Here is a 20148-nt window from a genome sequence, read left to right as displayed (position 1 = left end):
CTCAAACCAGATGACAATTTTTCAAGAGATTTGTTTAATGCTGAGGTAGATGTAGTAAGGTTGCGTTGTGCATTGATTGATTCTATGTTCGTGTTAATACGTAATGCCATGCTAATTCCTCCTTGAAAGTTTCGCTATTTGTTAATAGCTGGGATTAAAGCTTCCATACTTTAATCGCCCAATTAATATAATCCTTCAAAAACCAATCCAACAAAGACCTGATTTCACCTCCTTCCCGTTTTTAACCAATTTATTTGTCGGATGCGATTTTATACTCTTTAAACTATTTTTTTTTTCTATTACTTTTAGTATCAGAAAAAGATCTGATCATTTCTCTTTGACATGAAAGGGTATATTGAATTATTTTGTCAGCTATAAAATCTGGGAGATTTATATACCTAATTGAAATCTTATTTTTTCCATCGCTTTGTCTAATAGTATTAACTACCTTACCAGTAACCGTAATAAGACTAAATGGGAATATCGGTAACTCAATATCAATTTTCAATATATCGTTTTTTTTAAAATTATCGTAACTACAAAAAGATAAACCGGAACCACTTATAGTAACTTCTGTAGGATTACCTGGAAGAATATTTTCTGAACCTTTAAGATTTAATGCATTTATAATAAAATTTAATTTACTATCCAATTTGACAAGGATACTTAAAATGTCAACTTTAGCTCCATATTTCTCATTTTCTTCTAACGAGGTTATTGGAAAATCACAATTTTTTTCAAATAACTTATTGTTTCTGACAAATGACAAAGATTCATAGTTATTATCTATTAATAGATATTTAATTTTTAAAATAGTATTTATTCTAAAAAATTTTCTGTTATCAGATTTAGAATTTTGTTCTAAATTAGCATTATATATATATTTTTTTATTTGTTCAGACATATTAAATAAAATTTATAATTAATAAATTATCTGCAATCTGAAAGCAAAAGATGTTTTGTACTATATGAAGAATTATCAACAACTATTTGTTTAGCTTTACATTTATTGGCATTAATTATAATTGGACCAAGTAGATTTGCTGTCAATTTAGAAAAATTATCAGGAATTGTTACTATAGCGTATATCTGAATATCCTCAAGAGTTTTGGCTTCAATAAGATCTATATCTGCTTTAGTTATTTTTATTTTATAGTCAGGAAAAAATAATAAGGGGTTTATAATTGCAAAAACAATTTCAGGATTATCCAATGATTGAAGCCAACGAAAAGGAGTATCTTCTTGCGGTGTTAATATAATAAATTTTTTAAGTTCGCAAAAACCTATTAAGCCATCAACAAACAAAACAATATTTTTGTCTTCAATATTCAATGTTCCAAAATTCTTACTTTCAAATATCATAATATTATCTCAATTAATAATTTTAGTCTTTTTTATTATCCCAGATTAAGTTTATCTCATGTAAATGCTCAGGTAAAATATTTGCAGCTTTTTTATTTTCCTCAAGTATTTTTAAATAAATTTCCTTTCTATATATTTGCACATTATTTGGGGCGCCTATCCCAATCCTCACTTGACGTCCCTTAATATCGAGAATCTTAACTTCTATGCTATCACCGATTGAAATTATTTCTCCAACTTTACGAGTTATAATAAGCACTGTTAACCATCCCTGGTTTTAACTACAATTATGAAAACTATTTCAAAAAATCTACCAAGCTATATGATATAACTTTAGCAGCTGAAGAAAGGGTAGCCTGTAGTGCAGTTTGTTCGCGAGCAAGATCAGTAATAACTTCTGTCATATCAGCATCCTGATTATCGGATAAAAGTACATCAAGTCGTGATTTAGAATCTTGAAACCATACAGATGTATTATCAATGTGATTAATTTTTGCTCCTACATTTGCCCTATAATCGGATATCTGATCCATAGCAGAATCTAGTTTATCAATCTGTGCCTGGATCGTTACTTTATCATTATTCTCAAGACCTGTTTTTAAATCATTTAATATATTAAAAATATCTTCTCCACCGTCTTTCTTAAAAACATCCTTACCATTACAATTAATTACCATACGCTTGTTTTTATCAATCTCAATTTCAATATTCGCCTGGTTGCCATTATATTCGCCGTCCGAGTCAAATGGCTCAGAAAGAATTTCTGTGCCACCAAAAATAAAACTCGAACCTACTTGAGTGTTTCCAGTTTGAACTACCTGTTCAAATATTCCTGAAACTTCCTGAGCCGCATTCTTTCTTTCATTTGCACTTACAGTATCATTAGAATTGGCCAATGTAATCTCTTTTGCTCTAACAAGCATATCATACACTGAACCTAAAGCTGAATCTGTTGAGCTTAGCCAATCTTTCCCTGAAGATAAATTAGTTTCAAATTGAGTAATTGAATTTTTCGCTGAATTAATATCTAACGTCTTATAATAGGCAGCGGGATCATCTGATGGCTTGTTAATTCGCTTTCCACTCGATGCCTTTTCTTCAAGAGATGCAATTCTACTATTAATATGAGACAAACTCTTAACCAAATCGTCCATAACCATTTTTTGTGTAACTCTCATTTTGCATCCTCTATTTAACTAAATTAATAACCGTATCAAGCAAATCATTTACAGTTGAAATTAATTTTGCAGAAGCCTCATATCCATACTGATACTTAATTAGATTACTCATTTCTTCGTCGAGTGACACACCTGATATTGATTCTTTTCGGCTCACAAGAACATCTATAAAAGATTGCTGACTTTTATATCCTTCATCTACCATCTGAACATCATTGCCTACCTGAGATAAAAAATTCTGATAGTATTCCCCAAAATTACTTTGTCCTGAGTTCAATATCCCTGTAAATTGTAACTCAGCTATTTTTAGTGCATTTTCATTATCTCCTGAACTTGAACTGACTCCTGCAGCTATTTTATTAGTATTTCCAGTTATTGTATCAGTAACATGCATATCGGCAGCGGCGTCTTTACTTGTAGATATAACAAAATTATCTCCGGCCACTGGAGTTCCACCTTGGTCTTCAATTACAACACTTATTCCGTTAAAATCTATATTGTTACCCGACGTATAAGAATTATTGGTGGAAACATACTGTTTGCTATCTGAATCATAAATATCAAAAGACGTAGAGGATGTAAAAATCAATTGATAGTTATCATATACAAGGGGAGAGGAAGAAGAAATAATATCCACTGATGTAATTGAAGCATTACCTTTGCTCCCAGCAGTTAAATAGCCTGAAGGCGTATTTAGATCAAAAAAAATATTCCCGCTGCTTCCATCTAAACCAACACCTTCTTGATGAATCTTATTAACTTCATTGGAAATAGATAAAGCTAACTTATCAATATTTGATCTATAATTTTTTATGGTGTTGTTTCTAATTTCTAACAAGCCCCCAATTTCTCCACCAGATATTTTATTGGTAATATCTAACTCTTTTCCTCCATCAGACACATATAATACTTTAAGAGAATTTTCATTTGAAGAGTCTGAAACTGTTTCAATAGACCAAGAATTAACTCCATCAACTAAGGATTTACCCCCTCCAAAAATAACGGATAATTGTCCATCTTTATTTTCAAAATATGTTATATCAATTTTTGAAGAAAGCTCTTTTAAGAGTTCATCTCTCTGATCTCTCAAATCATTAGCATTAATATTTTTTGACCCTGATTCTAAAGCCGAAATATCTCCATTTAGTTTAGCTATTCTTTGCGTTAAACTATTAATTTCTTTAGCAGTACTAGCTGCAGTTACATCTATATTTGTCTCTAAATCTTTTATTTCAGATGCTGTATTATTGAAAGTATCAGCTAAGTAATTCCCTTTGGAAACAACCATAGTCCTAGCCGATGAACTTGATGGGTCATTAGCTAAGTCCTGAAAAGAATTAAAAAAATCTTGAACTGCTGAATTAATTCCACTGTCACTGGAATAACTTAATACAGATTCTATATTTTCTAATGCATTTTTTTGTTGAGATAGTTTCCCTAAATTTGAATTTTCCAAAGTAATTTGATTGGACAGGAAGTTGTCGGTTATTCTTTTTACACTACTTAATTCAACTCCAGTACCAAAGTATCCAGAATCATTTTCAACAGATGCACTAGTATTAAAAACAGCCTCTTGACGAGAATATCCTGCAGTATTGACATTGGCAATATTATTGCCTGCAATATTCATAGCAGCATTTTGAGCTGAAAGTGATTTTTTCCCAATATCTAAAAGTGAAAGTATTCCGGACATAAGTTAATTATATTTTTTGAGTAATAAATGACATTGATCTTTCGCCTGTTTCTATTTTCCCGGATTTTTTATAAATAGGATTAACAGTACAAAGTGATTTTATAAAATTGAGTGTATTCTCTATTGTAATTATTGAACTTTCTAATATTTTACTAATATGCTTAATAGATTCACTCAATTTACTAACTACTTCATTTAATCTTTCACGGATAGAAAGAAATCTTCTGCTTAAAACAGGAACCATTTGGCTTAAGGTCTGTAAACTTAGCGTATCTTCTTCAATTTCTAACGATAAACAAATAGTCCTTACATGTTTCAATCTTAGTTCTTCTAATAACTTTATTTTAAGGACAATAGTTTCAACTCGTTTTTGTGATTCCATAAAAACATTTGTACTAGAGCTACAAAGAGATCCAGAAAGTTTTTCTAGGGACACTAATAATTCTCCATATTCAATAACCAGCTCTTCCAAAACTGTTGCTAAATTAGAAAAACTTTCCATTTTAATCATAGTTACAATAACCCAATCATAGCTTTATTTTTTTTCTATTGATAATTCCTGCAAAGAGGATTCAATCATTTTTTCTGCAATTTCATTATACTTAATACTATAAGTCCCAGTTTCAATTTGCCTTTTTAATTCAGATAGTTTTTGAGAATCAGTTGTGTCAGCTTTTTTTACTATATCAACATATTGTGAAATTTTTGAACCTGTTTCAGATACGGCAATTTTGACTTCTCCATCGTTTTTATAAGTTTCATTTTTCGGTGTCTTTTTTAAATCTTTATTGATCCCAACTAATAAGTTTGTTGTTTGAGATTTACTGTCTATTTTCATTTTTCTCCCCATAAATATAGATTGTCATATTTATCTCGGAGTAATAGAGGGTTAATTAAATAATTATTCATAATTTTTTACGTATTTATTAGGATTTTGAGGTATATCATTAACTCTTACTTCAAAGTGCAAATGTGGTCCTGTCGTTCGTCCGGTTTTCCCGGATAAAGCAATAGAAGTCAATGAAGTTACAACATCCCCTTCCTTAACCAAATTTTGCATATTATGACCGTAATATGTTTCAACACCTCCTTCATGCTTAACAATTACGAGATTCCCATAATTTCCTTTCCATCCACTAAAGATTACTTTACCTGGCATTAAGGGTTGAATTGTTTTTCCTTCGCTACATGCTAAATCAATTCCATTGTGAAACCGTTCTTTACCAGTAATTGGATCATTTCTTAACCCATATCCTGAAGATAGTACCGAACCAGGAAGAACTTTTTTTAAACTAACTTCTTCACTTTCAACTTTGTTAGATTTTAAATTTAGTGTTTCAGAATTACTAATGTTATCTTTTTTACTTATTTGTTGATCTAATAATTTAGCAATTCCTATCCCTTTAGTTTCAGAAAGTTTATTTGATATCTGTTCATCAAAAAGCTGTGTAAAAAAATCATTTCCAAAACCTTTACCTAAAAGTCCTGATTCTGCGGTGGACTTTCTCATTGTCTGAAGCAAATAAAAGACAAAAAATGACTCAAAGGCTTTTGCAGCATCTTCTTGGTTAGTTATATTGAGATCTTGTGCAGAAGAAGAACTAAGTCTTTCTTTATGCAATGTTAATAGATCATCTGAAAGCTTTCTATTAGATGCCCCTATTAAGTTATCGTTAATTTTAGTCATAATTTATTTTAAATGATTTCTAACTCTGCATGTAATGCCCCAGCTGCCTTTATTCCTTGAAAAATAACAATTAGGTCTCTGGTTGAAACACCAATAGAATTTAAGGCTCTGACAAGTTCTTTTATACTTACGCCACCTTCTAGAAAAATAAGATTCCCTTTTTCTTCTGAAATTGATGTTTCTGTTTCAGGGACTACAACAGTTTCTCCCTTCTTAGAAAAAGGAGCCGGTTGGGATATATTGTGCTGCGTCTTAACTTCTATAGTAAGATTACCATGTGAAATTGCTACTGAAGATATTTTAACATTCTCTCCCATAATAATTGTACCGGTTCGTTCATCAATAATTACTTTAGCAACACTATCTGGCTCAATATCTAAGTTTTCAAGAAGAGACACAAACCTTACCATATCCCCTTTATAGTTTTGTGGGATATTAACTTTTACATTGACTCCGTCGAGGGGAACTGCATTCTGCTCCCCCAAATATTTATTTATTGAGTCAGCTATTCTTAAAGCAGTAGTGAAATCAGAATTTCTTGTTGATAATGTTATATTATCCTTGTTTATAAAATCATTAGGTATCTCTCGTTCAATAGTTGCACCCTCTGGTATTTTGCCAGCATTTAAATGGTTTTTTTGAACTTGATCCCCTCCCTTTCCTGAAGCTGAGAACCCACCAATAGAAATAGCTCCTTGGGCTACAGCATAAATATTCCCGTCAGCTCCCTTTAAAGGTGTTAACAAAAGAGTCCCACCCTGAAGACTTGTTGCATCACCAATTGAAGATACTAATACATCAATTTTAACACCACCTCTTGGAAATGGAGGCAATTCAGCTGTGACTATTACAGCTGCAACATTTTTTACTTTTATTTCATCAGGTGAAACCAAAATCCCACTTCTTTTAAGCATGCTTGCCAGAGATTGAATAGTAAATTTAGTCCCCTGTTTGTCTCCTGTTCCATTTAATCCCACAATCATTCCATAACCAATAAGCTTATTTCCCCGCTGACCCTCAATATATGTTAAATCTTTTATTTTTACTGCGTTTGATAAAAATGGAATCCCAAAAATTATTATTGTCAGAACAAATAGTATATTAACCCGTAACTTCATATAAGTTCTCTCTAAAAAGGCCATATCCAGGCCAAAATTCGTAACATCCATCCAGGATGTTGTTTTTCAGCAATTACACCCTTCCCAGTATAAGTCATTTTTGCATCCGCAATTTTACTGGAATCGACGGTATTGTCTTGAGAAATATCTTCAGGCCGTATAATTCCTGTTAGCATTATAATCTGTTCTTCCTCATTCAAAGTAATCTCGCGACTTCCTGAAATTAAAAAGTTTCCATTGGAAAATACTTTAATAACCCTTGCTGAAATCGTAGTTTTTAAATCCCCTGATCTTGTTGTTGTTCCGCTTCCATCAAATTGATCTTTATGTTTTGTGCTCATTAGCGCTTCAGGATTAAAATTAGGATTTCTTAATTGAATAGCTTTTTCAAAACCAAAAAGTGCTGATGCTGAGCTGTCAAGACTAGAATCTTTATTAAGCTTTGTAGTCGCATTTTTGGTAGCTTCAGCATTCTCATTCACAAGAATAGTTATAATGTCTCCTACCTTACCAGCTTTATTATCTGAAAAAAGATTGAAACCATTGTCATTCTGAGGCCATAGTGACCCTTCTCTATAGTAATCTTTATTTAATTCTGCGAGTTTAGTTTCATCTAAGTTTAATTGTGCTGCATGAAGAGGAATAGAATCAGGACCACTCGCGCAGGAAGTGACAATTAACGCTATAAGAATATATATAAAATTAGTAATGTGTCTCATTCAATTAGAACTCAACCTGTATAGATTTATTGTTAATTACTTTACCCCTTATGACTTTATGTGTATCAACATTAATTACTCTAACCAATTCTCCCAAATTCCCTTGATCTAATATTTCACCCACCGTACATATTTTTAGCTCAGGACTAGTTGCACTTATCAAGACCCTGTCACCCTTTTTGACAAGTGGTACTTTTATAACCATATCAGATTTAATAGTTTCTCCTTTGCTAATGACACGATTTGCTTTCAGGCCAACTACATCCATAATATTTCTAAAAATATTTTTTTCATGAGTTTTCATCTCTCTCTTTTCAATATATAGATCTGAGTCATTTATAATCTCATCCCTGCCTATACTCCTTGTTGCAACTATAGTTTCTTCTAGGAAAGAAACGTCAGCTGTTAATTGAAGTGAAGCAACTTTTGTATCATTTACATTTATTGTTAAAAACACAGGGATTGTATTTTCAGAATTAAATCCTTTTATTAACTCAAAATGTTTATCTAATTTACCTTCAGGCAATAAAATATCTTTTGCGCCTTTTAAATCCTTCAATTGATAAATACTTTCTCTCCCCAAATTATTTTGAAAAAATAGTTTAAAATCATCAACAATCTCTTCTTTTTTTAAAAGCTGGGATCCTCTAGTCACGGCTATATTTTGAGGTAAAGAAACATCCGTATTAAAAGAGGTAATACCCTGCTGGGCTAGCTTTATTAATAATTCGTTGGGATTTATAATTTTTATCTTGCCAACAAGAGGTGAATATCCAATGAAAATTTTTTCAACATTATTTACAATATTATTGTCATCACCATTTATTTTTGCAATATCCTTTAATAAAATTAAATTATTAGTAACTATTGAGCTTTTATTAACCTCAATAGATAAAATCTTTTCAGTCAAGGCAGCCTCAGTATTTTGGGAAAAAATTAAAATACTAAAAAACAAAAAACTCATATTTTTTTTAAAATGTAATTTCATAATTTATTATCTTCTAATATTATTAGCCTGTGACAACATATCATCAGCTGCTTGAATAGCTTTCGAGTTAGTTTCATATGCTCTTTGAGCAACTATCATGTTAACCATTTCATCAACTACATTAACATTAGACATCTCCAAATATCCCTGAGATAGAGTACCATAACCAGTTTCACCAGGTGTACCGGTTACTGCATCCCCTGAAGAAGTAGTTGGCAAGAACAAACTTCTACCTATACTATTTAACCCTCCAGAGTTAGCAAATTTTGCCAATTCAATTTTTCCTACTATATTTGACGCAGTTGACCCAGCCTGTACAACTGAGACAGTTCCATCACTTCCAATAGTTATAGATGTTGCATCTGTTGGTATGGTTACTGCTGGCTCTACAGCATACCCATCAGAGGTGACTATTTTCCCTTCACTATCTTTTTTAAAAGAACCAGCTCTTGTATAAGCGATTTCACCATTTGGTTGTAAAACTTGGAAAAAACCATCGCCTTCAATAGCAACGTCAAGATCATTTTGAGTCTGCTGGTAATCTCCCTGAAGAAAAAGTTTCTGAATAGCTACTGGTTTTACGCCTAATCCTATCTGCTCACCAGTTGGTACTTCACTAGTAGCCGATGATGACGTCCCAGGCAACTTTAAAGTTTGATAAAGAAGATCTTGAAAATCAGCTCTGCTACGCTTAAAACCCACTGTATTAACATTAGCAAGATTGTTAGCAATAACATCTATATTTAATTGCTGAGCTTCCATTCCAGATGCTGCTGTCCATAAAGCTCTTATCATTATTATTTACCTCCCAATTATCATATTGTTCAGAATTTACCTATTTCATTGGCTGCTTTTAAATCAATAGAATCAAAGTTTTGAATAACTTTCTGATAAGATTCATTCGCTCTTATATCGCCCATCATTTTTACCATCTCCTCAACTACATTGACATTTGAAAGCTCAAGATATCCCTGACTAAGTTTAGGATTATCAAGTTGTAATTCATTATCTTCCTTCCCTGATGGTAAATAAAATTTATTCCCCGCTCTTTCCAGTTCTGCTAAATTTTTAAAATTAACCACTGAAATCTTTCCAACACTAGCTCCATTAATTTTTATTGTTCCATCCTCTGCTATTCCTAAATCCTTACCCTTTATTTCAATCTCTCCAGAATCTCCTAAAACTAGGCTTCCATCATTCGTTACTAATCTACCCATTTCATCCATAGAAAAATGCCCATTCCTCGTATATCTTATACCTTCTGGAGTTTGAATTTTAAAAAATCCACCCTCTGCGATAGCAACATCAAAAGGGTTTGCTGTATAAATAAGTTTTCCTGATGTAAAATCTGTAGAAGGTTTTTCTAAATTAAATTGTGAGTTATTAGATGTTGTTATTTGATTTGATAGATCCGGACTTACAGAAGTACCATTTATATTATTTTTTACTATATATTCGTCTATTATTTGTCCGAATGTTTTTTTATTATTTTTATACCCTATTGTGCTAATATTAGCTAAATTATCGACAATTATATCCAGCTTGAGTTCAGCTTTTTTTGATGCCGATAATGCCATTAAAACTCCACTATCCATAACACCTCCAAAGATTTGCTATATGGAAATGCAAATAACGTGCCATCATTGAGCTAACTCATATGCAAAATATTATCTTTTATTTTTCAGTGTGTTACAAACGGAAATTTATTAATATAAATTTGTTTTTTTTTAATTACCGGAAGAATAGGAATTTTTTTCCTATTGAATAGGATGAAAATAGCAGAAGGAAAGTTTGACAATTATAAAGATTGAATTTCTTTATTTTCGGCTTGGAGTATTTATGAAATCTTCAAATTTTCCATTTTCCAAATAAATAAACGCTAATATTTCTGCAACTATCTTAAACAACTCGTCTGGGATATTCTCACCTATGTCTAATTTTGTAAGAATTTCTACGAGAACAGGGTCCTCTTTTATTGGAACTTTGTGTTCTATAGCTATTTTAATTAATCTATCAGCTAGAACCCCTATTCCTTTAGCTGAAACTTTAGGGACTGAAGATTTTTCAGGGTTATAATTTAGCGCAACTGCTTTCTTTTGAGTAGACATAATGTTGTTAAAAGAAAATCATATAGATTCATTTATTGAAAATTTATCAGACTTAATAAATATATTATCTTTAAAAAAAAGAGCACTTTCTCCCTGAGAATTAAAACATAATATTTCTGAAAAAAAGCCTAATGAATTAATTTTTCTAGTTAAAAGCTTTTTATTATTTTCTAATAAATTTAAAAATTTTTTATCTGATGAATAAATATAGCATGAAATATTTTTGCCATTAAGATTTATAAGAAATGAAATAAATCTATTATTTGATAATTTGAATCCAACCTGAGCATTAAATCCTCCTTTATTTTTTTTATTTTTAATAAATTTTTTCGCAAAAATATTTATAAAAATATCATTGCGACCTCTATCAGTATAAAAAGGAAAGTACCAACTAAGAAAAGGTTGATCAGCTCTATTGGAAAGTTGATTGTGAAGCTTAATTGAAAAGAAATAAGATAATAGTTTTTGTATTTTTTCATTATTTTTTGAGCTAGTTTTGTAATTTTTTACTGAAGATAGTGAAAAAATACTATCAAAAATTGATTCTATGAGGCTTCCTTGATCTTTTAAATATTTTTTCATAAAGAAAATAAGCTGTTCTCTAAATTCTTCTTCTATAGTTGTTTTGATATTAGGAATTTGATTCTTTTCTAGTAACAGTTTATTAAATAAAAAATTAAATTCTGGTTCTTTTAAAAAATTAAAAATTTCCACAAAATTTTCTTTTATAGAATTTCGAATATCAGTTACTTGATTTAGGTTTTTTGTATAATTAGAATCTAATATCTTCAAATAAGTTTGTTCTTGATTTTTTATTGCTTTAAAAAGAATTGTTTCGCCTTCAACGACATCAACATCAATAGAAGCTGGAAATTTTTTGCCATTTAGAGAAACTATAACTTTGGTTGGAGAAATGATCTGCTCTATTTTCCCCTCGGATATTCCAGCAGGAATAATATCCCCTTTGACTGGAACAACATCTGTTACACGATTAACATGAGTTTCTCTTGAAATGGAATATAAAGATTTTATATTCAAGGGTTATATTTTAAAATGATTTTAGATTTTTTATCAGCTTAACTTCTGCAATTGGAATCTTAAGAGAAGAAGCAATATCATCTGCTGCAACTTTATTATCTATTAAGTTTTTTACCTTAATATAGTTATCTTTATTATTAGACTCATTTTGTATATTATTTTTGATTTCAAATTTTTTCATTGTAAAATAATATTTTGAAAAAAGGAAAATCAGTACAATTAAAAGAAAAGAATCAATTGCAATTTGGACATACATTATTGTTCCCAAAATTATTCTCCTTTATATAAAAACATCAATTTTTTTAAATTCTTTTCCTTCAGCGTTTTTATCTTTTTCTTCTTCGAAACCATTATTAGTTTCTTTGTTCTCGTATTCGACATTATCAGATTTTAACAAACTGACTTCGTTTTGAGTTCGCTGTTCCTTATTTTCATTTTGTTTATTTTTCTTTATTTTTTTATTTAATCTCTCGTTAAATTTTTTTCGCTCACTAGTTTCTTGAACTTTTCCCAATGCCTGTAATTTCTCCGCATGCATCAGATTATTAAGAATATTTTTTACTTCTATAGGTCCGTCCATTATTAATTTCCTCATGCACTATCGGATGATGGTAAAATAATAATTTCAACCCTTCTATTTTTTTGATTTCCTAAAGTTGTACTATTATCTACAATTGGCTTATATTGCGCATAACCACTTGCTGAAAACCTGTTAGGGGTAATGTGGCAACTCTCAATGAAATATCTAACTACATTCGTCGCTCTTGATGTTGACAATTCCCAATTCGAAGGGAATAAGTCTGAATGAATTGGGATATTATCAGTGTGACCTTCAACTATAATTTTATTTGAAACTTTTCCTATAGATTCCGCTATTTTGGATAGAACTTTTTTTGCGGGCTCGGTCAGCTCGGATTGACCTAAATTAAATAAAATCAAATCTGTTATCTTAAGATTGAGTCCACGGCTCTCATTTGTCAGCGTTATTTCACCAGATTGCATTTCTTTCTTAAGATTTTTTGTTAGGTTCTCTTTAAGTTTCATGAAATTAATCTCTTCAGTAAGATAATTTGCAATATCATCACCTTCAGAAGGGGTTCTATTTGTAAAATCTTTCATATAGTAAATTGATTCATCTGATTGTGGAAAAACAGAAAACCCATTTTTAACTACTTTTACAAACTTTATAAAACGATTAGCATTAGTAGTTGAAATCGAATACATAATAATAAAAAAAATAAGTAATAGCGTTATCAGGTCAGCATAAGTAAGTAACCATCTCAATCCATTTGAACTATCATGGAAAGAGCTTTTTTCGTCAACATGTATTAGTCTTTTATTTCTGTTCGATCTCATTATTTATTTACTTTATTTTTACTGTACCAAGAAAAGATTTCATTTTTTCCTCAACCATTTTTGGACTTAATCCAGCATGAACTGCAAGAAGCCCTTCCAGAATTAATTCTTTCCCAATTATTTCCTGAGTACTTTTTGCCTTAAGATTAGAACTTATAGGCAAAAAAATTAAATTGGCAAAAAAAATACCATATAGTGTTGCAATGAATGCAACTGCTACTGATTTTCCAAGACTTTCACCCTCGCTTGTTCCAAAAGACATAAGCATATTAACTAATCCTAAAACTGTCCCAATTATTCCCATAGTTGGCGCATATCCACCCATCATGCTAAATATTTCAATACCTTTTTTATGTCGCTTTTCCATAGCATTTATTTCTGAGTTAATTATTTCAGAAATATCAGATGAATCAACTCCATCAGCAATTAGCTGTAATCCTTTTTTAAAGATAGGATCATTTATTTCTTTAACTTTATCATCAACACTCAAATAACCATCTTTTCTTATTGATAGAGCTATTTTAGTCATCTCATCAATAATATCTTTGTACTTATTTATTTTATTTGAAAAAAGTACTTTAAGTAATTTAGGTAAATTTAAAATATCTTTAATTGAGGTACTTATTGTAGTGGCTGATAAGGTTCCCCCTAAAATAATAACCAGAGCAGCCAAATTTACATAGGCAGTTATTCTCCCATGTTCTAAAAAGACTGAAGTAATGATTGAGCCAAAACCAATAAATAGTCCGACAAGTACAGCGAAGTCCATTTCGCTTTTTCCACCTATTAATTATTTTTTAAAAGTGAACCAATTATGAAAGATACATTTTCCACTTCTTGAGTAAATTTTGCTGCGAATTGATCCTGCAAATAGTCATCTTGTAGCTTGTCTTTGTGTGGAAAAAACTGTTTAATTTCGCTATCTATTAATGAATTTAATAATCGAAAATCAAAAACTCCTGCAGTTTTCTTACACAATTCATCTGCAAGATAAATAATTGAACTAAATTTTTTATCAATCGTAGCTATATAAGGTTTTGAATGACATCCTATCGCTTCAACCATAGTAGCCGGTAAATTCCATTTTTCAGCAATAATAGAACCTATTTCCATATGGTCAATTCCAAGCACTTTTATCTCAGCTTCTATAGAGTTATTTTGTTTATTTTCAGTAAGTGTTGTAATCTTTTGTGCTTCACTTCTAAAATATTTTTCAATAGCAAGTTTACCAATATCATGCAGCAATCCTGCAACATAGCATTGTGCTTTCTTTTCATAATTAAAAAGTGAAGCAAGTAATTTCGCTGCAATGGCAACCTGAAAACAGTGTTCAAGGCACGAATGGATGTTTGCTTTAATATCATCATCTTCTTTTTGGAACATTGAAACGAATGATGCATTAAAGGCAAGTTCTCTAAGACTATCAAACCCTATTACCATAATTGCATGTTCAAGAGATCTAATGTTTCTAAAATTGCTTCCTCCAAAATAAACAGAATTTGCCATTTTTAAAGTTTTTGCAGCAATAGAAGAATCCATTGAGCTTACAATTTCTGAAAGAGATGTCTCAGGGTTTTCAGTTAATTCAAGAAGTTTTTTAACTGTTAAAGAAAAATATGGTAAATCATCTCCGCTATCCAGATTGTCTAATAGTTGTTTTTTTACTTCCGTAGGTTCCATTACTTTGATCTCCTTACTACTATCTTCATTATTAAGTTCAATAGTGAAACGAATTTGTTTTCGGATTTATGTTAAGAAACAATAATCTCGATTTTAAGTTTTCATTTTTTTTCTTATTTTAGTTTGTAAAATAAAAAGAGCTTTAGAATGAATCTGAGAAACTCTTGATTCCGTCAATCCTAAAATTTCTCCGATTTCTTTCATTGTTATTTCATCATAATAATAAAGCGAAATGACTAGTTTTTCTTTTTCTGTAAGATTTTGAATAGAAGAAGCTAAAATAGATTTCAACCATTCCAAGTTTATTCTTGAAACAACATCATCTTCTTTGTCTGCATTTGCCTTAGGAAAAAATTTTTTATCGCTTGAAGAGTTATATTCTTCTATTTCGTTCAAACTCAAAAGTGAACATTTTGTAGATTTAAATAGTATTTCATGTAGCTCATCCAGTGAAATATTCATCTCTCTTGCTATTTCTTCTTCTGATGGAACACAAGAATATTTCTGTTCCAGTCTCACTACAACTGTTTCCATTTCTTTTATTTTATCTCTAGTTGATCTCGGAACCCAATCTACCCCCCTGAGTTCATCCAACATTGAGCCTCTGATCCGATACTCAGCATATGTTCTAAACTTTACGCCCTTATTCTTGTCAAACTTGCTTATCGCGTCAATAAGCCCGATAACACCTACACTAATCATATCATCAATTGTAACATATGGTGCAAACCTACTGGCCATTCTTTGAGCTATATTTTTTATAATTGGAGAGTACTCTTTAATAATTCCATCTTTTTCTTCAGCTTCATATTCACTTTGTAGGTTCAAATATGCATTATTTTTACTCATCTAACTCGCTCCAGAGAAATAATTAGTCTAATTAATAATTTTGACACTAAACTAATTACGATCATACATATTACTGATCTTATAATTATAGTCTCAGTTGCCCAACTATTTACAAACCCAATAACTATTATTGCGACTAGCATAGTTAAAGATGCTATACATGGAATTTTATCCAAACAATATGCTCCCTATTCTAAATCCTTTTTTGAGGATTATTATTTGTCAATAATCCGTCAACAATCCTATTCCAAAAAATTTGAATGTTACCCTTCGGTAAACACATCTCAGAAATGTCATCCATTTTTTGTGCAAGACATTTAAGTGATATGCTTGCATCAGAACCTGGAGTAAATTCAGTAATTAGTTTTTGTTTTTTTACAGCATTTGAAACATTCAAATCCCTTGGGATAAAGCCAAGATAATTTATAGAGACATGTAAAAACTCTTCTGTAGCTTTACTAATTGTCTCATAAACTGCCTTTGCTTCGTTTTGAGAAGTAGCGCAATTAACAAGTAGGTTAAACTTTTTTTCAGCATATTTTAGGGAAAGCACTTTTATAAGGGCATATGCATCAGTAATTGACGTTGGTTCAGGAGTAGAAATTATCATTATATGCTGAGAAGCCGTATTAAAATACATTACATTTGATGAGATGCCAGCACTTGTATCTATAAGCAGTAAATCAATATCAACATCAAGACGCTCAAATTCAGAAAGCAAATGGAGCTTTTGGTTTTCAGTAATATTTGTAAGTTCTTCAACTCCTGAAGCAGCAGGAAGTATAAGTATCCCACCAGGCCCTTTTACTATAATTTCTTCTAAGGATTTTAGACCCATAAAAACATGCAACAAATTATATTTTGGATTTAAACCAAGCAGAACATCAACATTTCCTAATCCTAAATCAGCATCAAGTATCATTACTTTTTTGCCTAATAAGGAAAAAGAATAGGCAAGATTAGTAACTATATTTGTCTTACCAACTCCACCCTTCCCACTAGTTACAGAGAATATTCTAACATTTTTATTATGTTGCCCGGATTTTACGTATCGAAGTTTCTCATAATTAGGACTTTGATTTGACAGACTAACAATTTTCCTTAGAGATGAAGCTTGGTCCATTTATATCTCCAGATTTTTAACGTTTAGCAACTTGTTAGAATACTTAGATAAAACTGAATCCACTATTATGCTGCTTGAAGCTTCTTCAATGTCTTGCGGAACTTCTTGACCAGTAGTGTAATAGACAACAGGAAGATTAGAAATGCCTGACAAATTAAAAAGATTCTCATAATAACTACTCTCATCAAGCTTAGTATATATAAGCCCATTAATTCCTAAATTTGAAAATTCGTTAAAAACTTCAATTGAATCTTCAGTTTTGATATTGGCAGAAATCAGCAGCCAGATTTCGACATTGTTAAGTCCACTAAATATTTCTTTAATATCCTTCATTCTAGAAGTATTTTTTTGGCTTTGGCCTGCCGTATCAATAAGAATTATGTCTTTAGAATTAAAATATGTTATCGCATTAATCAGTTCGTTCCGGTTAACAGCAGTTATCATTGGGATATCCATAATATCCGCATATATTTGAAGCTGTTTAGTAGCGCCAACCCTATAAAAATCCGCACTTATAAGTCCTACAGTTTTTTGTTTTAGAAGAAACATTCTGGCTGCAATTTTAGCAGCAGTAGTAGTTTTTCCAACACCAGTAGGACCAACGAGCGCAATGATTTTTTTCTCTTTTTGTTCTAAACCAATAAGGGGTGCTATTTTTACTACATTGTTCATTCTTTCTCTAAGAAGTTTGCTATAAGATTTTCCAGAAATATTACTGTAAACAGTATTAGCTACATCTTTTTCGTTTATAAATGATTCTATAACTCTCTTATTGATACCAATCTCCATAAAACGCATCTTGTAATCATTAATGCGAGAAAGGCTTTTTTGGCCGGGGTCGAATAGGGTTTCTGTAAAATCTTTATATAATTTATCTTGAATATTTTTTCTGCTTCTATCATTTAATTCACTATATATACCTTCCCCAGAGTTATTTGCTTCTTCGTCTGCTGTTATACGATCAGAATAACATTTGGCAGGTTCCTTGCTATTATTTATGCTGGGATAGATACCATCATCGTATGCTGCTACTATTTCTACCTTAGAAGAAAAGCTCCCTTTGAAGATATTAGTCTTCTTTGTCCTTGATGAAACTATGATCGCTTCCGGCCCCATTTCTTTCTTAACCATCTTCAGAGCTTCTTCAAAATTGCCAGCTTCATAAGTTTTAAACATCATGATAGACTAACCACCTCCAGAGTTTTAATTTTGATGTCTGAAGTAAGTTCATTGTGAGAAAGAATTGCAAGATTAGGGATAAACTTATCTGTCATCTTTTTTAAGTGAAATCTTATCAAGGGGGAGGACAGAATTACTGGTTGATAATTTAAGGAAGCAAATCTGTGCACAACTGTTGACAGCTTAGTAAGAAATTTTTGAGTAAAGTTGGGATCAAGAGCCAGATAAGATCCCTGAGGTGTGTGCTGAATTGAGTTTCCGATTACCTCTTCAATACTGCTATCAAGCATTGCTACAGTTATCTCTCCATCGTTATTTTTAAAACTATGAGATATGTATCTTGAAAGACTCTGACGCACATATTCAGTCAATACATCCGTGTCTTTTGTAAGTGGAGAATAATCTGCAAGTGTTTCTAATATAGTTATTAAATCTTTAACTGGGATTTGCTCTTTAAGAAGGTTCTGTAAAACCTTTTGTACTCCTCCAAGTGTAAGATTATTGGGAATTAATTCTTCAACCAGCTTTGGATGGGTTTTTGTAACACCATCAAGCAATGACTGCACCTCTTGTCTGCCTAAGAACTCGCTACTATAATTTTTAATAATCTCTGTCAAATGGGTTGCTATTACAGAAGGGATGTCAACTACCGTGTAACCAAGCAGTGGAGCCCTTTCTTTTTCACTCTCAGGTATCCACAATGCAGGAAGAGAAAAAGCAGGATCTTTTGTTGGTATACCTTCTAGCGACTTGCTAGATTCGCTACCTGATAAAGCGAGGTAATGGCCTAACATCATGTCACCTTTGCTTATTTCTATTCCCTTCAATTGTATAGAATATTCTCCAGGCTTAAAATTGAGGTTATCTCTGACGTGAATCGGTGGAATCAGTATTCCAAGTTCAACAGCTATCTGTTTTCTAATAGATTTGATTCTTGTTAAAAGCTCGCCATTTTGTGTTCCATCTATAAAAGGTATCAACCCATATCCAACTTCCAATCCCAAGATATCAGGGGTAAAAATTGATTCAAAGGTTTCTTCAAATGAAGTTTTAGCCGGTTTTTTATCCTCGATTTCCTTTTCTTCCTGAATTTTTAATGAACTAAAATAAGCTAACGCTCCACCTGCTATACCTATTATAAAAAAAGGTATATGAGGCAGCCCTGGGACAAGCCCGAAAACAAACATAATTGCACCAGCAATACCAACAGCTTTTGGGTAGGATAAAATCTGTCTGCTGAAATCTTCTCCAAGGTTTTCTTCGGATGCAGCTCTCGTTACGACAATACCTGCGGCAGTAGATACTATGAGTGCCGGTATTTGAGAGACCAAGCCATCTCCAATTGTTAACAGTGTATAAGTTTTTGCGGCATCCAATAAATTCATATTATTTTGAAAAATTCCAATAAGAAATCCTCCAACAATATTTATTGCTAATATTACAAGGCCTGCAACTGCCTCTCCTCTCACAAATTTACTTGCACCATCCATTGCACCGTAAAAATCTGCTTCCTTTGTTACTTCCTTCCTACGCTGAATCGCTTCTTTTTCAGAAATAAGGCCTGCATTCATGTCAGCATCAATGCTCATCTGCTTTCCAGGCATAGAATCTAATGTGAATCTTGCTGCAACCTCTGCTATTCTTCCAGCTCCTTTAGTTATAACAACAAAATTTATTACAGAGAGAATAAGGAATATGACCATTCCCACAAAATAATTCCCTCCTACTAAAAACATTCCAAATGATTTTATAACTTGACCTGCAGCTGCAACTCCCTCGCTTCCATGAAGCAATATCAACCTTGTAGAAGCTACATTTAAAGACAACCTATATAATGTAGTTAAAAGTAAAATTGTTGGAAACATCGAAAACTCTAATGGTTTCAGGACATACATAGAAATAAGTATTAAAACCAGAGAGGTTGTTACATTAAGAGCTAGCATCAGGTCCAGAATAAATGAAGGAAGAGGCATTATCATTATGGCTAGCACCATAATGACTCCTATTCCCATTAACGCATCAGTTTTCCTGAGTGATGCAACTAAGCCAACTTGATTTTCAACTTTCATA

At 31.6% G+C, this 20148-nt stretch carries 25 protein-coding genes; all 25 read right to left on the bottom strand.

Annotated features, from left to right (window positions below; all coding sequences use genetic code 11):
- Positions 1–110 (bottom strand): flagellin FliC (locus tag HZA77_05250; GenBank protein MBI5374818.1); only part of this gene is annotated, 110 nt, incomplete at its 3' end.
- 173 nt (positions 111–283) lie between these two features.
- A complete protein-coding gene (locus tag HZA77_05245; GenBank protein MBI5374817.1) occupies positions 284–904 on the bottom strand; it encodes a PilZ domain-containing protein in 621 nt (206 codons plus the stop codon).
- A 26-nt stretch (positions 905–930) separates the two neighbouring features.
- Complete coding sequence (locus tag HZA77_05240; protein ID MBI5374816.1) at positions 931–1362, bottom strand: flagellar assembly protein FliW; 432 nt, start codon at positions 1360–1362, stop codon at positions 931–933.
- A gap of 22 nt (positions 1363–1384) precedes the next feature.
- The gene (csrA, locus tag HZA77_05235) at positions 1385–1621 is read right to left on the bottom strand and encodes a carbon storage regulator CsrA (protein ID MBI5374815.1); all 237 of its coding nucleotides are present in this window, start codon (positions 1619–1621) and stop codon (positions 1385–1387) included.
- A gap of 37 nt (positions 1622–1658) precedes the next feature.
- A complete protein-coding gene (gene flgL, locus HZA77_05230) occupies positions 1659–2540 on the bottom strand; it encodes a flagellar hook-associated protein FlgL (GenBank protein MBI5374814.1) in 882 nt (293 codons plus the stop codon).
- A 10-nt stretch (positions 2541–2550) separates the two neighbouring features.
- Entirely contained in the window at positions 2551–4233 is a 1683-nt protein-coding gene (gene flgK, locus HZA77_05225; GenBank protein MBI5374813.1) for a flagellar hook-associated protein FlgK, read from the bottom strand.
- 7 nt (positions 4234–4240) lie between these two features.
- Entirely contained in the window at positions 4241–4744 is a 504-nt protein-coding gene (flgN, locus tag HZA77_05220; GenBank protein ID MBI5374812.1) for a flagellar export chaperone FlgN, read from the bottom strand.
- 24 nt (positions 4745–4768) lie between these two features.
- Positions 4769–5071: a flagellar biosynthesis anti-sigma factor FlgM gene (locus HZA77_05215; GenBank protein MBI5374811.1), complete on the bottom strand. Its 303-nt coding sequence runs from the start codon at positions 5069–5071 to the stop codon at positions 4769–4771.
- A 63-nt stretch (positions 5072–5134) separates the two neighbouring features.
- A complete protein-coding gene (locus tag HZA77_05210; protein MBI5374810.1) occupies positions 5135–5920 on the bottom strand; it encodes a peptidoglycan DD-metalloendopeptidase family protein in 786 nt (261 codons plus the stop codon).
- Positions 5921–5928: 8 nt separating this feature from the next.
- Positions 5929–7038 (bottom strand): flagellar basal body P-ring protein FlgI, encoded by a 1110-nt coding sequence (locus tag HZA77_05205; protein MBI5374809.1) that lies wholly within the window; start codon positions 7036–7038, stop codon positions 5929–5931.
- Positions 7039–7049: 11 nt separating this feature from the next.
- The gene (locus HZA77_05200) at positions 7050–7757 is read right to left on the bottom strand and encodes a flagellar basal body L-ring protein FlgH (protein ID MBI5374808.1); all 708 of its coding nucleotides are present in this window, start codon (positions 7755–7757) and stop codon (positions 7050–7052) included.
- 4 nt (positions 7758–7761) lie between these two features.
- On the bottom strand, positions 7762–8667 hold the full coding sequence (gene flgA / locus HZA77_05195; protein MBI5374807.1) for a flagellar basal body P-ring formation protein FlgA: 906 nt from the start codon (positions 8665–8667) through the stop codon (positions 7762–7764).
- An 84-nt stretch (positions 8668–8751) separates the two neighbouring features.
- Entirely contained in the window at positions 8752–9540 is a 789-nt protein-coding gene (gene flgG, locus HZA77_05190) for a flagellar basal-body rod protein FlgG (GenBank protein MBI5374806.1), read from the bottom strand.
- A 29-nt stretch (positions 9541–9569) separates the two neighbouring features.
- The gene (locus HZA77_05185; GenBank protein ID MBI5374805.1) at positions 9570–10340 is read right to left on the bottom strand and encodes a flagellar hook-basal body protein; all 771 of its coding nucleotides are present in this window, start codon (positions 10338–10340) and stop codon (positions 9570–9572) included.
- 222 nt (positions 10341–10562) lie between these two features.
- Positions 10563–10853 (bottom strand): EscU/YscU/HrcU family type III secretion system export apparatus switch protein, encoded by a 291-nt coding sequence (locus HZA77_05180; protein ID MBI5374804.1) that lies wholly within the window; start codon positions 10851–10853, stop codon positions 10563–10565.
- A gap of 18 nt (positions 10854–10871) precedes the next feature.
- Positions 10872–11891, bottom strand: coding sequence for a hypothetical protein (locus HZA77_05175; GenBank protein MBI5374803.1), 1020 nt, complete (start codon positions 11889–11891; stop codon positions 10872–10874).
- A gap of 10 nt (positions 11892–11901) precedes the next feature.
- Positions 11902–12159, bottom strand: a complete 258-nt coding sequence (locus HZA77_05170) for a hypothetical protein (GenBank protein ID MBI5374802.1) — start codon at positions 12157–12159, stop codon at positions 11902–11904.
- Positions 12160–12171: 12 nt separating this feature from the next.
- On the bottom strand, positions 12172–12471 hold the full coding sequence (locus HZA77_05165; protein ID MBI5374801.1) for a hypothetical protein: 300 nt from the start codon (positions 12469–12471) through the stop codon (positions 12172–12174).
- A gap of 11 nt (positions 12472–12482) precedes the next feature.
- A complete protein-coding gene (locus HZA77_05160) occupies positions 12483–13247 on the bottom strand; it encodes an OmpA family protein (protein ID MBI5374800.1) in 765 nt (254 codons plus the stop codon).
- Positions 13248–13254: 7 nt separating this feature from the next.
- The gene (locus tag HZA77_05155) at positions 13255–14016 is read right to left on the bottom strand and encodes a MotA/TolQ/ExbB proton channel family protein (protein ID MBI5374799.1); all 762 of its coding nucleotides are present in this window, start codon (positions 14014–14016) and stop codon (positions 13255–13257) included.
- A gap of 17 nt (positions 14017–14033) precedes the next feature.
- Positions 14034–14927, bottom strand: coding sequence for an HDOD domain-containing protein (locus HZA77_05150; GenBank protein MBI5374798.1), 894 nt, complete (start codon positions 14925–14927; stop codon positions 14034–14036).
- A gap of 93 nt (positions 14928–15020) precedes the next feature.
- Complete coding sequence (locus HZA77_05145; GenBank protein MBI5374797.1) at positions 15021–15776, bottom strand: FliA/WhiG family RNA polymerase sigma factor; 756 nt, start codon at positions 15774–15776, stop codon at positions 15021–15023.
- Positions 15777–15969: 193 nt separating this feature from the next.
- Positions 15970–16899, bottom strand: a complete 930-nt coding sequence (locus HZA77_05140) for a MinD/ParA family protein (GenBank protein ID MBI5374796.1) — start codon at positions 16897–16899, stop codon at positions 15970–15972.
- Positions 16900–18078 (bottom strand): flagellar biosynthesis protein FlhF, encoded by a 1179-nt coding sequence (gene flhF, locus HZA77_05135; GenBank protein MBI5374795.1) that lies wholly within the window; start codon positions 18076–18078, stop codon positions 16900–16902.
- Positions 18075–20147, bottom strand: coding sequence for a flagellar biosynthesis protein FlhA (gene flhA, locus HZA77_05130; GenBank protein MBI5374794.1), 2073 nt, complete (start codon positions 20145–20147; stop codon positions 18075–18077). Before flhA ends, flhF begins: the two co-directional genes overlap by 4 nt.
- Between the last annotated feature and the right edge of the window lies 1 nt (position 20148).

This window comes from Candidatus Schekmanbacteria bacterium, assembly GCA_016219965.1.
In the GTDB taxonomy this organism is placed as follows: Bacteria; Schekmanbacteria; GWA2-38-11; order GWA2-38-11; family J061; genus JACRJM01.
This window is presented reverse-complemented; position numbering and strand designations above follow the sequence as displayed.

Coding starts and splice junctions, on each gene's coding strand:
- HZA77_05160 (MBI5374800.1), bottom strand. CDS start 13,247: ATGAGATCGAACAGAAATAAAAGACTAATACATGTTGACGAAAAAAGC.
- HZA77_05140 (MBI5374796.1), bottom strand. CDS start 16,899: ATGGACCAAGCTTCATCTCTAAGGAAAATTGTTAGTCTGTCAAATCAA.
- HZA77_05215 (MBI5374811.1), bottom strand. CDS start 5,071: ATGAAAATAGACAGTAAATCTCAAACAACAAACTTATTAGTTGGGATC.
- flgN (MBI5374812.1), bottom strand. CDS start 4,744: ATGATTAAAATGGAAAGTTTTTCTAATTTAGCAACAGTTTTGGAAGAG.
- HZA77_05165 (MBI5374801.1), bottom strand. CDS start 12,471: ATGGACGGACCTATAGAAGTAAAAAATATTCTTAATAATCTGATGCAT.
- HZA77_05155 (MBI5374799.1), bottom strand. CDS start 14,016: ATGGACTTCGCTGTACTTGTCGGACTATTTATTGGTTTTGGCTCAATC.
- HZA77_05245 (MBI5374817.1), bottom strand. CDS start 904: ATGTCTGAACAAATAAAAAAATATATATATAATGCTAATTTAGAACAA.
- HZA77_05210 (MBI5374810.1), bottom strand. CDS start 5,920: ATGACTAAAATTAACGATAACTTAATAGGGGCATCTAATAGAAAGCTT.
- HZA77_05240 (MBI5374816.1), bottom strand. CDS start 1,362: ATGATATTTGAAAGTAAGAATTTTGGAACATTGAATATTGAAGACAAA.
- HZA77_05200 (MBI5374808.1), bottom strand. CDS start 7,757: ATGAGACACATTACTAATTTTATATATATTCTTATAGCGTTAATTGTC.
- HZA77_05145 (MBI5374797.1), bottom strand. CDS start 15,776: ATGAGTAAAAATAATGCATATTTGAACCTACAAAGTGAATATGAAGCT.
- flgL (MBI5374814.1), bottom strand. CDS start 2,540: ATGAGAGTTACACAAAAAATGGTTATGGACGATTTGGTTAAGAGTTTG.
- HZA77_05205 (MBI5374809.1), bottom strand. CDS start 7,038: ATGAAGTTACGGGTTAATATACTATTTGTTCTGACAATAATAATTTTT.
- HZA77_05150 (MBI5374798.1), bottom strand. CDS start 14,927: ATGGAACCTACGGAAGTAAAAAAACAACTATTAGACAATCTGGATAGC.
- flhF (MBI5374795.1), bottom strand. CDS start 18,078: ATGATGTTTAAAACTTATGAAGCTGGCAATTTTGAAGAAGCTCTGAAG.
- flgK (MBI5374813.1), bottom strand. CDS start 4,233: ATGTCCGGAATACTTTCACTTTTAGATATTGGGAAAAAATCACTTTCA.
- flgG (MBI5374806.1), bottom strand. CDS start 9,540: ATGATAAGAGCTTTATGGACAGCAGCATCTGGAATGGAAGCTCAGCAA.
- HZA77_05180 (MBI5374804.1), bottom strand. CDS start 10,853: ATGTCTACTCAAAAGAAAGCAGTTGCGCTAAATTATAACCCTGAAAAA.
- flhA (MBI5374794.1), bottom strand. CDS start 20,147: ATGAAAGTTGAAAATCAAGTTGGCTTAGTTGCATCACTCAGGAAAACT.
- HZA77_05185 (MBI5374805.1), bottom strand. CDS start 10,340: ATGGATAGTGGAGTTTTAATGGCATTATCGGCATCAAAAAAAGCTGAA.